Raw genomic sequence first — 14,607 nt, 5'->3', positions numbered from 1 at the left:
TACCCTAGCTGTGGATAAAAGCGCTGCAGAGCGTAGTTATCCACAGCTAGGGTCTTTTTGCTTGTGCGTCCCTTGTGCAGGCCCTTTCACCTGCGGTGTCCTGTGCTAGCCAATGAATTTCTCGACGCACAAGGATAAACCGCAATGCACTTTAGTTCAGAACACCGCTTGGCCACGAAGAAGCCTCGTCATAAACAAGTCTTAGGTAGAAGGGGAGAGGCCTTCGCAGCGCGCTATCTGCGCGAACGTGGGGCAGAAATAATCGCTGCCAACGTCTCTTATCGGGTGGGGGAAATCGACCTCATTGCCCGGGAGGCGGACGGAACCATCGTCTTTGTTGAGGTTAAGACCCGCGCCAATTCCCGCTACGGGGTAGCTGAGGCCGTAACCCCGCAGAAGCTCGGGCGACTGCGGAAAGCCGCGGCGCAGTGGCTTGATGGAAAGCCACTGGCTGAGGTGCGATTCGACGTCATTGCTTTGGTTGCGCGCGGGCAGGGGTTTGCGCTGGAACACTTCAAAGGGGTTGAAGATGGCTCTAGGTAATTGTTTGACCATGTCCTTAAACGGAGTCCTAGCTCACCTGGTTGACGTGGAGGCGAACGTCGGCCACGGGCTGCCAGGGATACACGTTGTAGGCCAGACGGATACCGCAATTTCCGAATCCCGGGATAGGATCAGGACCGCAGCCTTTAATTCCCATCTGCCCTGGCCCAAGACCAAAGTGGTGGTCTCCATGTCCCCGGCGTCGCTTCCCAAATCCGGGTCCCACTTTGACCTACCCATAGCGCTTGCGATCCTCGCGGCACAGGCGGAAGCCGACTTCCCGTCTTATGGCAGTACTCCCTCGCCCGCCCCACGTCTCCAGCGCACCTTGGTCTTAGGCGAGCTCGGTCTCGACGGCTCCGTTCGGCCTGTAGCAGGCATTATCCCCGCTCTTCTGGCCGCACGGGAACAAGGAATTACAACTCTCGTTGTGCCACCTGGCAATGCCGCCGAGGCCACATTGGTGCCGGACATGGACGTACTGGTTGCTTCGTCTTTGAAGGAGGCTTTCGGATGGGCCTGCGGTAATCGTGGGCTGCCGCAGGCGGCGAGCTTTACGGGGTCGCTCAGCCCCGCGCCTGCGGCGGGGTCGCGACTCGACTTTAGCGATATCGCTGGTCAAGCTAATGCCAAATGGGCTGCCGAGGTTGCTGCAGCCGGCGGCCATCACCTGATGATGATTGGGCCGCCTGGGTCAGGAAAGTCCATGATCGCCTCGCGCCTGCCCACCATCCTGCCTGTCCTTACCCCAGATCAGCAGGTCGAAACCACCGCAATTCATTCGCTTACCGGAACCCCAGGTGAGATCATCGAGCGCGCCCCGTTCATCGCCCCGCATGCCTCGGTTACTCGGGCGGCATTACTTGGCGGCGGTTCCGGACATCCGCGCCCTGGTGCGGTGAGTTTGGCTCACAATGGTGTGCTCTTTCTCGACGAGGCCAGTGAGGTAGCCGCGCCGGTACTCGATGGTCTGCGTGCACCGCTGGAGGAAGGACACGTGCGGTTGGCGCGCTCGCGCCGCGAGGTTACCTATCCTGCCCGCTTCCAATTGGTCATGGCGGCAAATCCGTGCAGGTGTGCGGCCGAAGAACCGTCCAAGTGCAGGTGCAACCCCCATGACCGGATGAACTACCTCTCCAACCTCTCCGGACCGTTGCGAGACCGTCTGGACATGGTGGTCACCTTAAGCGGGCAGGCGGCAACAATTAACGCGGACGGTGAAGAGGAATCCGCAGTCATCGCCGAGCGCGTCGCCACTGCCCGTGAACGTGCCGCCGCGCGCTGGTGGGCGGATGGCATCACCGCGCGCACCAATGGGGAAGTTCCCTCGTCCTATTTGCGCCGAAAGAGGCCCGCTGCGGAGGCTGCGATGGTCATGTTGTCTGCTTACTTGGCTGAAGGCGAAATATCCCAGCGCGGAGTGGACCGCGTATTGAAGCTCTCCTGGACTCTGGCCGATCTAGCAGGAAAGGCGCAGCCGGACCTGGATGAAGTGGGGCGCGCGCTCGATCTACGCGGCTCAATTAACGTCGGGAGGCTCGCAGCATGAGCGAACTTGACCTCTCTACTCCGTATGCGACCTGGGTATATCTCAATCGGGTGGTGGAAGGCCCCTCTGCTGCATTGCAGGCCCTGCTCACGCAATACCCAGCTGAGGAAATCGCCCACGGAATCTACAATCGCGCCGACTGGATAGGCCCGCTTTTAGCGCGCACGGCCTCCCGCTATGACTGGTTGCGGCAAGCCGAAGATATGGCGGCAGCCGAAAAAGTCGGGGCCCGGCTCATTACGGCAGAAAGCCCAGAGTGGCCCACAGAGGAGTTTGACTCTGCATTCGGCTTCTATCAACACAGCGGGGAGGCCCCAGCTACTTTTGATGACCAAGCATTGCCGCCGCATAGCCTGTGGGTGCGCGGTGCGCCATTGCAGGCAGAGGTGGCTCAAGCTGTGGCCATCGTCGGTACTCGTGCCATTTCCCGCTATGGCTGGCAGGCCACCCAAAACGTCGTGTCCGGATTGGTTCAGCATGAATGGACTCCAATATCAGGCGGCGCGCTGGGAGTGGATACCGTCGCGCACGAAACAGCGTTGCACAACAACGGGCGCACGGTAGCCATAGCAGCGTGTGGCATCGATAGGGATTACCCAGCCCGCAATGCCAACTTATTCGCCAAGATTGCGGACAATGGTTGCATCATCTCTGAATTCGCGCCGGAAACCGCGCCGAAGCGCCACCGGTTCTTAACGCGCAATCGCTTAGTGGCAGCATTGAGCCACGGCACCGTCGTTATGGAGGCGGCATTTCGATCTGGCGCATTGAATACCCTCAACTGGGCAGAAGCGCTTGGGCGAGTTGCGATGGCGGTGCCGGGGCCGATAACTACTAGCGGTTCGTTGGGCTGCCACCAGCGCATTCAAGAAGGCCGTGCACAGCTGGTTACCAGTGCTGATGAAATTCGCGCTCTAGTAAGTCGCGCCGGGGAAGTAGACCCAGGAGCACAGTACGAAATCAATTTTGCGGCAACCATGACCCAACGCCTCTCCCGCAATGAGTTGCGCGTCTTTGACGCGACGCCACCGCTAGGACAGGAAAAAGCAACGGCAGAAGACATTGCCCGTGAAGCGGGATTCCGTTTACCACTGACAGTTCACTTACTGCTGGCGCTGGAAAAGATGTGCGTTGTCGTCCGGCATGGCAATACCTGGGCGCGCCGGGAAACGGAATAAATGGCACCTGCGTATGGCGAGTACACTGCTGTGGCATGAGTGAAGATGGAAAGTCCGCGAAGGCTCCGAAGGTTGAGGGACAGATGGCTGAGGCCATTGAGGACTTCGCGGATTTCCAACTACATGTCAAAGGCCGCGCAGAAGCGACGGTGCGCGGGTATCGCTCCGACTTGCGCGACCTTGCACGCAGCGTGCCGACCTTCGCGGAGTTTGACCTCAACAGCCTGCGCCAATGGTTGGCCGAGGCTGTTGCGGAAGGAAAATCGCGTTCCACCCTGGCACGGCGCACCGCGGCAGTGAAGGGATTTTCTACTTGGGCAGCGCGCGAAGGGCACCTTAAGCGAGACGTTGCTGCCCGCTTAGTTACGCCCAAAGTGGGGCGTCACCTTCCAACGGTTCTCGCTCCGGAGCAGGCCGGCGAGCTTATGGGCAATGCGGTCTCTGCAGATGAAGTCCACTTTCTTCGCGATAGCGCCATCCTGGAGTTGCTCTATGCCTCCGGTATGCGTGTGGCGGAGTTGGTCCGGCTGGACCTAGGCGATATTGATTTTCAACGCGGTACCTTGCATGTCACCGGTAAGGGCAATAAGCAGCGCGTAGTGCCTTTCGGGCTCGCAGCGGAAGACGCTTTAAAGCAGTGGATTGACAAAGGCCGTGGAGAAATCGCCACGGCTGAAACTGAAGCGGTTTTTGTTGGCAGTAGGGGAGGGCGCATCGATCAACGCCAGGTGCGCCGCATTGTAGAAAAGGCCGCCAAAGTCACTGGTACACAGGGGCTTACCCCGCACGGGGTGCGCCACTCTGCCGCAACCCACCTTTTGGAAGGTGGGGCAGATTTGCGCGTAGTGCAAGAACTGCTGGGACACTCCTCGCTTAATACCACGCAGATTTATACCCACGTATCCGCGCAGCGCTTGCAGCGCGTATACGACCAAGCCCATCCCCGAGCTTAAAGCGGTTTGAGACGAATTACCGGCATATCCAGCAGAGTTAAAGGATCGATGTAGGTATCTTTTGCGATGAGTGCACCCCAGTGCAGTCCGGGATAGCCATCGACGGGATTGCCTAAACGGCCTATCACTTGGCCCTCGCGGACTTTTTGGCCCTGCTTTACGGAGCCGTGCACGGGCTGATACGTCGTTCTCACTCCATCCGCGTGGGCAATGGAGACAACTGGTTTGCCGGCCACCGTGCCCACAAAGGCGACTTCGCCGTCTTCGGCGGCTACTACCGGCGAGCCTACTGATAGGGCCATGTCGACGCCGCGGTGGCCAGGGCTCCACTTTTGTTCTGGGGCGTCGAATCCACGCAACACCCGCGCCGGGCTAGGTTTGCCGGAAGCAGGGTCGACATAGGCCGCGGCAGGTGGGCAACACAGAATAAGAAGCGAAAGAAGGGTGAGGAAAGTGGTGGGGAGGAAGGTGGGGCGTCGGCAAGCAGGAAATGCGGAGGGGGAAAGGAACTGATTCATGGGCACAGTTTCCGCCGGAAAGAAGCGTTTTGGGAGTCCGTTCTCCTTTAGCTGTGGACAACTTGGGTTGCATGATGTGATTGAGCCGGTTGTGACGATTGATGCAAAGTGGCTGCGGCGAAGTTGTGGATAAGCTGTCTTCGGTTTGGAAAAACCAGCGTAAGGGGATTATTCTTTGGGGCAGCAGTGTGTCCACCTTGTGGAGGCATTGACTACGCGCGGCGAAGTTGTCGCTTCCTGCTGGAAGGAAGAGACAGCCTGACGGTTGACGTGGTCCTTGGAAACAAGGTGTCAGCGGGGCCTTCGTTGCTAGGGTGCGGAATAAAACACCGCACAATTGGAAAACCGAAAGACAAGATAAAAGAAAGCGAGCGAATCATGGCAGTTGTAACCATGCGCGAGCTCCTCGACGCTGGTGTGCACTTTGGCCACCAGACCCGTCGCTGGAATCCGAAGATGCGTCGTTTCATCTTCACCGACCGTAACGGCATCTACATCATCGACCTGCAGCAGACGCTGACCTACATTGACGAGGCTTATGAGTTCGTCAAGGAAACCGTTGCACACGGCGGCACCATCCTGTTCGTTGGTACCAAGAAGCAGGCTCAGGAAGCAGTTGCTGAGGAAGCAACCCGCGTCGGTATGCCTTACGTCAACCACCGCTGGTTGGGCGGCATGCTCACCAACTTCCAGACCGTTTCCAAGCGTCTGAAGCGCATGAAGGAGCTTCAGGCAATGGATGAGCGTGAGGACGGCTACAAGGGCCGCACCAAGAAGGAAGTTCTCATGCTTAACCGTGAGCGCGCCAAGCTTGAGCGCGTCCTGGGTGGTATCTCCGATATGGCCAAGACCCCGTCCGCGCTGTGGATTGTTGATACCAACAAGGAGCACATCGCGGTTAAGGAAGCTCGCAAGCTGAATATTCCGGTAGTCGCCATCTTGGACACCAACTGTGATCCGGATGAAGTTGACTTCCCGATCCCAGGCAACGACGACGCCATCCGCTCCACCAAGCTGCTTTCCGGCATCGTTGCTTCCGCTGTAGAGGAGGGTAAGAAGGCGCGCGAGGAGCGCCAGCTGGCTGCAGCTAAGGAAGCTGCCGGCGACTCCGCTGAGAAGGAAAAGCGCGATGCTGAGGCGGCTGCCGCAGCTTCCGACCCGGCTTCCGCGGAAAAGTCTGAGGAAGCATCCGCAGACAAGGCCGAGAAGTAGTCTTGACTTCTCGCTAGGAATTTTCCTCACCTGCGTTTAACTGAATACCCCACGCACTTTTGGTGTGGGGCAGCAAGGGAGTAATTCCTGCCCAAGGCTGTTTACCAACCCCCGCCACCGTGCTGTAACGGCGGCGGGGGTTGGTTTTATCTATGCTGGGTTCTGCTGAAACCAGCTCCACTTTCATACAGAGGTGGGAAAGGGGTGGTTTCTGCCACCCTAAAGCGGCGCGATTTCACCGCGTCGACTACGCTGTTTGAACGAACACTGTTTGATTTTCAAGGAGGATCGCCCCAACTATGGCGAACTACACTGCTGCAGACGTCAAGGCACTGCGCGAAGCTACCGGCTCCGGCATGCTCGATTGCAAGAAGGCTCTGGAAGAGTCCAACGGCGACTACGATAAGGCCGTTGAGTACCTGCGCATCAAGGGCGCTAAGAACGTCTCCAAGCGCGCTGACCGTGAGGCTACCGAGGGCCTCATCGCCGTTTCTGGCAACACCATGGTCGAAATCAACTGTGAGACCGACTTCGTTGCTAAGAACGAGGCTTTCAAGACCTTCGCAGCCAAGATTGCTGACGCTGCTGCTGAGGCCAAGGCAAACTCCGCTGACGAGCTCAACAACATTGAGATCGACGGCAAGAAGGTCTCCGAGATCGTGGACGAGGAGTCCGCAAAGACCGGTGAGAAGCTGCAGGCACGCCGTGCCGTCACCGTAGAGAGCGACAACGTTGCCGTTTACCTGCACCAGCGTTCCGCTGACCTGCCGCCAGCAGTGGGCGTCTTGGTTTCCTACGAGGGCAGCGAGGAAGGCGCTCACGCTGCAGCCCTGCAGATTGCTGCCATGAACGCTGAGTACCTCACCCGCGAGGACGTTCCTGCAGAGATCGTTGAAAAGGAGCGCGAGATCGCTGAGGCCACCACTCGTGAGGAGGGCAAGCCAGAGGCAGCTCTGCCGAAGATCGTGGAAGGCCGCCTGAACGGCTTCTTCAAGTCCATCGTTCTGCTGGAGCAGGCTTCCCTGTCTGATAACAAGAAGACCGTAAAGCAGGTTGCTGAAGAAGCTGGTACCACCATCACCGGCTTCGTTCGCTACGAGGTTGGCGCTTAAGCCCACCCCTGTTTTAACGACTAGCCCACGAAGGACTATCCTTCGTGGGCTTTGTCGTGCGCTCACCGTGCCGACTAGTGCGGATTGTCTATCCGTAGGAGAGGGACCGGCACGTAGCAATTGCCTACTGGCTTGCACCGACGGGCGGTGTGAGGAAGCGAAAGATATATGGGTAAGATAGGGCGGAGATTGAAACTGCCCCGCGTTAAGGAGACGAAGTAGGCGTGACTGCTGCAGAAATTAAGCGAACCGGATACAAGCGAGTAATGCTGAAGCTGGGCGGTGAGATGTTCGGCGGCGGCAAGGTCGGCATCGACCCAGATGTGGTTGAAAACGTAGCCCGCCAAATCGCCGAGGTTTCCCGCCAAGGAATCGAGATTGCAGTGGTTATCGGTGGCGGAAACTTCTTCCGCGGCGCCGAGCTTTCCCAGCGCGGCATGGATCGTGCTCGCTCGGACTACATGGGCATGCTGGGCACGGTAATGAATTCCCTCGCACTACAGGACTTCCTCAAGCAGCAGGGCGTGGACTGCCGCGTGCAGACCTCCATCAACATGGCGCAGATTGCCGAGCCGTACCTGCCGCTGCGCGCTGACCGCCACCTGGAAAAGGGCCGTGTGGTTATCTTTGGCGCCGGCATGGGCATGCCGTACTTCTCCACAGATACCACTGCCGCGCAGCGCGCCCTGGAAATTGGCGCCGAGGTTCTTTTCTTGGCCAAGGCAGTCGACGGTGTCTACTCCGATGACCCACGCACCAACCCGGATGCGGAACTGTACTCTGAAATCACTCCGCGTGAGGTCATTGAAAAGGGCCTTAAGGTTGCGGATGCCACGGCCTTTAGCCTGTGCATGGACAATGATATGCCAATTTTGGTCTTTAACCTGCTGGAAGAGGGTAATATCGCCCGCGCCGCCGGCGGTGAAGTTATCGGCACGCTGGTGCAGTCCTAATATTGTAAGGGCTGCGAACCTGCTACCTTTTTATACAGCCACCCCTATTCGTTTAAGGATGATTTAACCTCATGATCGATGAGATTCAGCTCGAAGCAGAAGAGCACATGACCGCTTCCGTCGAGCACACCCGCGAGCAGCTGGTGACCATTCGTACCGGCCGCGCGAATCCCACTATGTTCAACGGCTTGGTAGCCGAATACTACGGTGTACCTACCCCGATTACTCAGATGGCTACCATTTCCGTACCGGAGCCGCGCATGCTGCTCATCAAGCCTTATGAACAGTCCATGATTCATGAGATTGAAAACTCCATCCGCAACTCGGATTTGGGCGTGAATCCCACCAACGATGGTCAGGTTCTGCGCGTTACCGTTCCGCAGCTGACGGAGGAGCGTCGTAAGGAAATGGTGAAGCTGGCCAAGAGCAAGGGCGAGGACGGCAAGATTGCTATCCGTAATATTCGCCGCAAGGCCATGGAGCAGTTGAAGAAGCTGCAGAAGGACGGCGACGCCGGCGAGGACGAGGTCATCGCAGCGGAAAAGGAAATGGAAAAGATTACTTCCGGCTACATCGAGCAGGTGGACAAGCTGGTAGAAAATAAGGAAAACGAGCTGATGGAGGTCTAAGACCTCCCGTCATTGCCGCCGTGCCCGTCCCCGGCCGGCGGCGCTTTTTCTGTTCCGCGGCCTACAGCTCCGAAGTGTGGAGTAGGGGAGGTCGAGCAGTGGAAGTTAGCGAGGGGGCGCGAAAGAAGCAGCGAAAGGAGCCGGTCATGGTGAGTGACGCCATTAACCGCCGATTGCCTCAGCCGAAGAATGGCGCAGGCCGCGATTTGCCGGCCGCTATCGGCGTCGGCGTAGGTCTCGGGGCACTTGTCGTGCTCGCCGTATGGGCCGGCCCACTCGCGTGGTACGCGTTTGTGGCCCTTGCAGTTGGCGTTGCTATGTGGGAGGTGCTCAGCCGCCTGCGGGAGCATTCCTACTATATCCCGCGCACGTTGCTCATTATTTTGGGCCAAGCTATGGTGTGGGTCTCGTGGCCACTGGGCGCGCCCGGCCTTGTCGCGGTCTATGTCACCGCTGTGCTGGCGCTTATGTTTGGTCGCCTCTTCCATAATGGTCGTCATCGCCCACCAATTAACTACCTGCGGGATATGTCCGTCGGCATTTTTGTGCTGACATGGATTCCGCTTTTTGCCACCTTCGCAGCAATGCTGTCGCTGGTGTCGACCCCATTTGCCAGTGGCGCCGCCTCCATCGTGGTCTTTATGTTGTGCGTGGTGGCCTCCGATACTGGTGGCTATATCGCTGGCGTGATGTTTGGCTCGCATCCCATGGCCCCTGCAGTAAGCCCCAAGAAATCGTGGGAGGGCTTTGCCGGGTCAATCCTCTTTGGCGTGGTCACCGGCGCGCTTACCGTGAAGTTCCTGCTCCATCACGATGCCTGGGTGGGCGGCCTGATGGGTCTTGGCCTTGTCATTTGCGCCACCTTGGGCGACTTAGTGGAATCACAGTTTAAGCGTGAGCTCGGAATCAAGGATATGTCGGCCCTGCTGCCCGGCCATGGGGGCCTGATGGACCGCCTAGATGGCATGCTGCCTTCCGCCATGGTCACCTGGGTGGCCATTAGCTTCCTGGCAACGTTCACGCCATAGAAGCAGCGGGTACGCAAAAGCCGCCTCTCCCCAATAGTCCGTCCTAAGAAGGCAGGACAGGGGGAGAGGCGGCTTTTTAAGACCTATACCTGCTGAGCCTGCTTGCGCAGTTGGCGGCGCAACTCAAACATGCGCCAGCCACCCACTAACGCCATGATGAGTGCTCCGCCAATGGCGAAGATGAGGAAAGCGATTCCAGCAGGGAACTCACCGGACCAGCCTAGGAAATTCATGGGAACCGCGTGCTGGTTTTGCATGATGAAAACAATGAGAACAATCAGTAGCAGGAAACCTACGATGAGCGCGATCCACGTGCTGGCTGCGAAAGATCCCTTCGCCTTGCCGGAAGGCTGGGTGGAGTGAGAAGTAGAGTCAGAGACCGTCGGCTCTAGGCTAGAACCGGTCTCCGGTGCAGAAGCGTTCATCTCCGTCGAGGAGAGGTCTGCGTCGGAAGAAGAAAAGTCATCTGCGGTGTAATTCGGATTTGTCATGTATCCATTATTTCTTTAAACCTGTCGATTATGCCACTTGGCACGGCTTTCAATTGGAAAAACCCACGCAGACCGTGGAAAGATGGGCAACACTATGGCTCAACCAGTGAAACTTAACTTCTCCGCCCCGCGCCGCGGACTTCCCCCTAAGCACTTCGCCGACCTGACCGAAACCGAGCGCATTGATAAGCTCGCAGAAATTGACCTACCTAAATTCCGTGCAAAGCAGCTGGCTAAGCACTATTACGAGCACTATACTGACAATGTGGAGGATATGACCGATATCCCCGCCGGCAAGCGCGAAGCAGTTAAGGAAGCCTTCTTCCCTGAGCTCATGAAGCCTATCCGGACTACTTCCACGGATGACGGCGAGACCACTAAGTCCCTGTGGCGTTTGCATGATGGCACACTGCTGGAGTCGGTTCTGATGCGCTACCCAGGACGCGCTACGTTGTGTATTTCTTCCCAGGCCGGCTGCGGTATGGCCTGCCCGTTCTGCGCTACCGGCCAGGGCGGTCTGGACCGTAACTTGTCTACGGGCGAGATCGTTGAGCAGTTCCGCCATGCTGCCGCCGCAATGGCGGCAGAAGGCGGCCGCCTGTCCAACGTGGTCTTCATGGGCATGGGTGAGCCACTGGCCAACTACAAGCGCGTGGTGCAGGCCGTGCGTCAGATTACTGGCCAGGATGGTGCCGGCTTTGGTCTTTCTCAGCGCAACGTGACTGTGTCCACCGTGGGCTTGGCTCCGGCAATCCGTAAGCTGGCGGACGAGGATTTGGCCTGCACGCTCGCCGTTTCCTTGCACACTCCGGATGATGAGCTGCGCGATGGCCTCGTGCCGGTCAATAACCGTTGGTCCGTCGATGAGGTGCTCGATGCTGCGCGTTATTACGCGGATAAGTCTGCTCGCCGCGTGTCTATTGAGTATGCCCTGATTCGCGATAAGAATGACCAAGATTTCCGCGCGGATATGCTGGGCCGCAAGCTGCATCAGAAGCTGGGCTCCAAGGTTCACGTCAATGTCATTCCGCTGAACCCCACACCGGGCTCGGAATGGGATGCGGCCCCGCAGGACCGCCAAGACGAGTTCGTGCGCCGCGTACAGGCCCAAGGCGTTCCTTGCACGGTGCGCGATACCAAGGGCGATGAGATTGCGGCAGCTTGTGGTCAGCTCGCAGCGGATGAACGGGAAGATAAGTCTGCCTAACTGATAATATTGGCGGATATGATTATTCCGAATTATCCGCCGCTTGCAGATGATCCCACCGCGCAGGCCCTTGCCGTGCGCGGTCTGAATAAATCTTTCGCTGGACGCCCCGCGGTGTCGAATTTGAGCCTCGACATCCCGCGGGGCTCTATTTATGGCATCGTCGGACCGAATGGCGCTGGCAAGACGACCATGCTCACCATGGCTTGCGGCTTACTGCGGCCAGATAGCGGCGAGGCCTTTATCGCCGGGCACAATACCTGGCAGGACCCGATCGCAGCGAAGGCGGCAATGGGCCTTCTCATCGATGGTGCTCCAGTTTTCGACCGCTTGTCAGGACCGGAATTCCTTTTCTACCTCGGGGCATTGCGCCGCATGAATCAAACGGAGGCGGAACACCGCAGCGCGCAACTCTTGGATGCCTTGCAGCTTGCCGACGCCGCCGATAAGCCCATCGCAGACTACTCCGCTGGCATGACCAAAAAGATCCTCCTAGCTGGTGCACTATTGCACAACCCAGAAGTTGTGATTCTTGATGAGCCTTTGGAGGCCGTGGATCCTGTATCAGGCAAACTCATTCAGGAACTACTGCGTGCCTACGTTGACCGCGGTGGCACGGTTATCTTGTCCTCCCATGTCATGCAATTGGTGGAGGGGCTGTGCGACCACGTAGCCATTATTGCCGGTGGCCAAGTGCTATCTGCTGGACACGTAGAGGAGGTGCGCCAAGAAGGCAGCCTCACGGATGCCTTTATCCACTTCGCCGGCGGCAGTGAATTTGATGCCGGCTCCTTTGATTGGCTGCGGCGCGATAGCGACGAGCCGCAACGTAGGGGAGGGGAGTTTTAGTCCTTATGACCTCTACGCTTCTAAAACTTCATCGCACATTGTGGGTGCGGAACCTAAAGTCCAATGCCTCAGCGGTCTTGATTCCAATCTGCCTGTTGCTCTACGGACTCATCGGCATGGCCTCGCTCGCTGTATTGGCGGCGGCAGATATCTCCAGTGATTCTGGTACCGGAAACTTCCATGCACTTACTGCCGCCCCTGCAATAGGCACCCTCGCTTTTCTGGTCATCACGCTCATCATGCCCAGCGGGGAGAACCAGCTATCTGCGCGCGAGCTTTCCGCGTTGCCGTTGCGCCTGAAAGACATTACCCCAGCACTTGCAATAGCTTCGGTACTCAACTTGCGCGCACCGGTGCCGGTTCTGCTGACCATTGCGTACACAGTCATTGGAAGTGTGACTTTAGCCGCCAACGCACAAGCTCTGCTTATCTTGCCCTTTGTCCTAGGAATGATCTTTGCGTTAGTGCTGACGTTGGTTCTCGCGGACCTTGCGGTTTATGTTGGCGCCACCGCCGCGGAGCTAAGCTCTACTATGCTGAAAGTGCTAGGTTCAGTGGCGGTAGTCTTGCTTATTTTTGGCTCGAACCGTCTTTCTTCCCTTATGGATTCTGATTTCCCACTAGGTACAGTGGGAGGGGTTCTTGCGTGGACCCCTTTGGGTGCGCCAGTGGGATGGGCGCTATCTCTTTGCCAAGGCGAGCTAGTGGTAGCCATCGCGCAGTTTCTTATAGCCGTGGTCTCGCTATGTGTGGCTGCATGGGCCTGGCAGCGCTTACTGCGTTTGCAGTACGAACGCCGCACCCTTGCTGCTGGCGAGCATAAGCGCAGCGGGAAGGCCAAGGGGATCAGCCGCTTTTCATTGGGATCATTTTCCTACCGCAGTCCGGCGGCGATGGAATTTACGCGCTCTTTTCGTTATATCTTCCGCGATTCACGCCTTATCGGCAGCATCATCATGCAACCGATCCTTGCGCTTATTTTCATCTTCCAGGGAATCAACTCTGATTCCGAGCTGCCCACAATAGGCATACTATTTTTGGGTCTCTTCGGTGGATTGCTGGCTACCAACGATTTCGGCTATGACGGGCCTAGTCTCTGGGTGAAGCTGGCTGCTCCGGTCCGCCCCCGTACGCTGCTCTATGCGCGTCACTGGGCTCACTTGATGCTTTCGGTTATCGTATTCGTGATATTGGCTATAGTCCTCTATATATTAAGCGCAGACAAGCTGCAGTCTGTGTGCTTTATCGCTGCGGCTACGGGCATATTCATTTCTTCTGCAGGGCTATCCCTTCTTCTCACTACCTTTAATCCCTTTGCCACCGCGCGGCCCGGTGGCAGTATGTGGGCAGATAAATCTGGCTACTCGGCCAGCGCGTTCTTAAGCGCAATCTTGAGCCTGTTTATCGGCTGGACGCCGATTATTCCCGGTGTTATCCCAATGGCCCTCGGGTACGGTTCAAATTCCGTATTGCTCGCGTTGGGGTTTGTCTTAGTAATCGCGGTCCCCGTCGTTTGCTATATCGTTGCCTTGCAGGTCAGCGGTAAACGTGTGGATGAAACGCTGCCTGAAATCTACTCCAAGGTCAGGCACTGGGTATCTTAACCCGCGAGTGTAGTTCTAATGTTTTCTTGGCTTTGTTGCTTGGCCAAGCAATTCAGACGGGCGCACAGTAGCAACCTCACCGTAGTTGCTGGAGTGCGTGCCGGCTGCAGAGTACGGGGAGATTGCTTGCGCCGCGCGGCGTCGCCAAGCGGAGGCATAAAGAAACCGCCGGCCTTCGCGGGGAAGGGCGGCGGTAGCTAAAGCGTACTAAAAGCTTAGAGCGCGTGCTTGCCGGAGGTAACCGGGGTGGCGTTGTTGGTGCCTGGCTCAACGCGCAGGTGAGAAACGCGGGAAGGCTCAATGTTGAGGGCGCGCAGCTGGGAATCGGTCAGCTCGGCGTATACGCCGGTGTTGGTCTTCTGGTCGTAGACCCAGTCCGGCTCCTGGTGGCCCACCGGCTGGTTGCGGGCGGTTACGGTGCGAACCTGGTGCAACTTAGGCTGGAAAGCGTGGATGAGCAGGCCAACGGCGAGCAAGATAGCCAAGGCAATGAGCCAGATGGTCTCAACGTGGCCGTGGTGGTTACCAAAGTTGTAGGCAAGTAGGAACAGGACAGAAATCCAACCGGCGATCTGTACGCCAGAGCGGCTGATGCGGGACCAACCGAATCCTGCGGATGGAACGTCCTCAGTAGAAACACCGTCAAATACCTGCGGTACCGGCTTGTGGGAAGACACTTGCTCTCCTTCGCTTCTGCGTGTGTCCGTCTGTGCGATGGGCATGCGGGCACACCAATGCCATTTGTCTGCTACACATTCTAAAACATCGCACCTTAGATGGC

The 14,607-nt window shown here is 57.8% G+C and carries 15 protein-coding genes; 12 read left to right on the top strand and 3 right to left on the bottom strand.

Features of this window, described 5'->3' with window-relative positions:
• The first annotated feature begins 144 nt into the window (after positions 1-144).
• The 4 genes from RAE04_RS00925 to RAE04_RS00910 are packed head-to-tail and all read left to right on the top strand — an operon-like array spanning position 145 to position 4,223.
• Positions 145-543 carry a YraN family protein gene (locus RAE04_RS00925; protein WP_317026111.1) on the top strand — a complete coding sequence of 133 codons (399 nt, stop codon included), beginning with the start codon at positions 145-147 and terminating at the stop codon, positions 541-543.
• Positions 530-2,092 (top strand): YifB family Mg chelatase-like AAA ATPase, encoded by a 1,563-nt coding sequence (locus RAE04_RS00920; RefSeq protein WP_317026110.1) that lies wholly within the window; start codon positions 530-532, stop codon positions 2,090-2,092. Before RAE04_RS00925 ends, RAE04_RS00920 begins: the two co-directional genes overlap by 14 nt.
• The gene (gene dprA / locus RAE04_RS00915) at positions 2,089-3,270 is read left to right on the top strand and encodes a DNA-processing protein DprA (RefSeq protein ID WP_316980791.1); all 1,182 of its coding nucleotides are present in this window, start codon (positions 2,089-2,091) and stop codon (positions 3,268-3,270) included. The genes RAE04_RS00920 and dprA overlap by 4 nt, the downstream gene beginning before the upstream one ends.
• Before the next feature lie 35 nt (positions 3,271-3,305).
• Positions 3,306-4,223 carry a tyrosine recombinase XerC gene (locus tag RAE04_RS00910; protein ID WP_317026109.1) on the top strand — a complete coding sequence of 306 codons (918 nt, stop codon included), beginning with the start codon at positions 3,306-3,308 and terminating at the stop codon, positions 4,221-4,223.
• Here the strand turns inward: RAE04_RS00910 and RAE04_RS00905 are convergent.
• A complete protein-coding gene (locus tag RAE04_RS00905) occupies positions 4,220-4,741 on the bottom strand; it encodes a M23 family metallopeptidase (protein ID WP_269953095.1) in 522 nt (173 codons plus the stop codon). The genes RAE04_RS00910 and RAE04_RS00905 overlap by 4 nt on opposite strands.
• 378 nt (positions 4,742-5,119) lie before the next feature.
• Between RAE04_RS00905 and rpsB the strand changes: the two genes are divergently transcribed.
• From rpsB to RAE04_RS00880, 5 genes are all read left to right on the top strand, one after another.
• Complete coding sequence (gene rpsB, locus RAE04_RS00900; protein WP_049377474.1) at positions 5,120-5,953, top strand: 30S ribosomal protein S2; 834 nt, start codon at positions 5,120-5,122, stop codon at positions 5,951-5,953.
• A gap of 299 nt (positions 5,954-6,252) precedes the next feature.
• Positions 6,253-7,065: a translation elongation factor Ts gene (tsf, locus tag RAE04_RS00895; protein ID WP_299137132.1), complete on the top strand. Its 813-nt coding sequence runs from the start codon at positions 6,253-6,255 to the stop codon at positions 7,063-7,065.
• 266 nt (positions 7,066-7,331) lie between these two features.
• On the top strand, positions 7,332-8,018 hold the full coding sequence (gene pyrH / locus RAE04_RS00890) for a UMP kinase (protein ID WP_023027755.1): 687 nt from the start codon (positions 7,332-7,334) through the stop codon (positions 8,016-8,018).
• Between the two features lie 71 nt (positions 8,019-8,089).
• Complete coding sequence (frr, locus tag RAE04_RS00885; protein ID WP_005325221.1) at positions 8,090-8,647, top strand: ribosome recycling factor; 558 nt, start codon at positions 8,090-8,092, stop codon at positions 8,645-8,647.
• Between the two features lie 146 nt (positions 8,648-8,793).
• Positions 8,794-9,675 (top strand): phosphatidate cytidylyltransferase, encoded by an 882-nt coding sequence (locus RAE04_RS00880; RefSeq protein WP_299137128.1) that lies wholly within the window; start codon positions 8,794-8,796, stop codon positions 9,673-9,675.
• Positions 9,676-9,758: 83 nt separating this feature from the next.
• Here the strand turns inward: RAE04_RS00880 and RAE04_RS00875 are convergent, their stop codons facing one another.
• Entirely contained in the window at positions 9,759-10,166 is a 408-nt protein-coding gene (locus tag RAE04_RS00875) for a lipopolysaccharide assembly LapA domain-containing protein (RefSeq protein WP_317026108.1), read from the bottom strand.
• An 82-nt stretch (positions 10,167-10,248) separates the two neighbouring features.
• Between RAE04_RS00875 and rlmN the strand changes: the two genes are divergently transcribed.
• Genes rlmN through RAE04_RS00860 form a run of 3 tightly spaced genes read left to right on the top strand, consistent with a single transcriptional unit; the run spans position 10,249 to position 13,826 of the window.
• Positions 10,249-11,373 carry a 23S rRNA (adenine(2503)-C(2))-methyltransferase RlmN gene (gene rlmN, locus RAE04_RS00870; protein ID WP_317026107.1) on the top strand — a complete coding sequence of 375 codons (1,125 nt, stop codon included), beginning with the start codon at positions 10,249-10,251 and terminating at the stop codon, positions 11,371-11,373.
• 18 nt (positions 11,374-11,391) lie between these two features.
• Complete coding sequence (locus RAE04_RS00865; RefSeq protein ID WP_317026106.1) at positions 11,392-12,222, top strand: ABC transporter ATP-binding protein; 831 nt, start codon at positions 11,392-11,394, stop codon at positions 12,220-12,222.
• Between the two features lie 5 nt (positions 12,223-12,227).
• A complete protein-coding gene (locus RAE04_RS00860) occupies positions 12,228-13,826 on the top strand; it encodes a hypothetical protein (protein ID WP_317026105.1) in 1,599 nt (532 codons plus the stop codon).
• A 215-nt stretch (positions 13,827-14,041) separates the two neighbouring features.
• On the opposite strand, the gene RAE04_RS00855 is transcribed toward RAE04_RS00860, so the two are convergent.
• Positions 14,042-14,548 carry a DUF2631 domain-containing protein gene (locus RAE04_RS00855; RefSeq protein ID WP_317026104.1) on the bottom strand — a complete coding sequence of 169 codons (507 nt, stop codon included), beginning with the start codon at positions 14,546-14,548 and terminating at the stop codon, positions 14,042-14,044.
• Between the last annotated feature and the right edge of the window lie 59 nt (positions 14,549-14,607).

The organism is Corynebacterium sp. CTNIH16 (assembly GCF_032821655.1).
In the GTDB taxonomy this organism is placed as follows: Bacteria; Actinomycetota; Actinomycetes; order Mycobacteriales; family Mycobacteriaceae; genus Corynebacterium; species Corynebacterium marquesiae.
The sequence above is the reverse complement of the archived record's forward strand: the minus strand, read 5'-3'. Positions and strand labels throughout refer to the sequence as shown.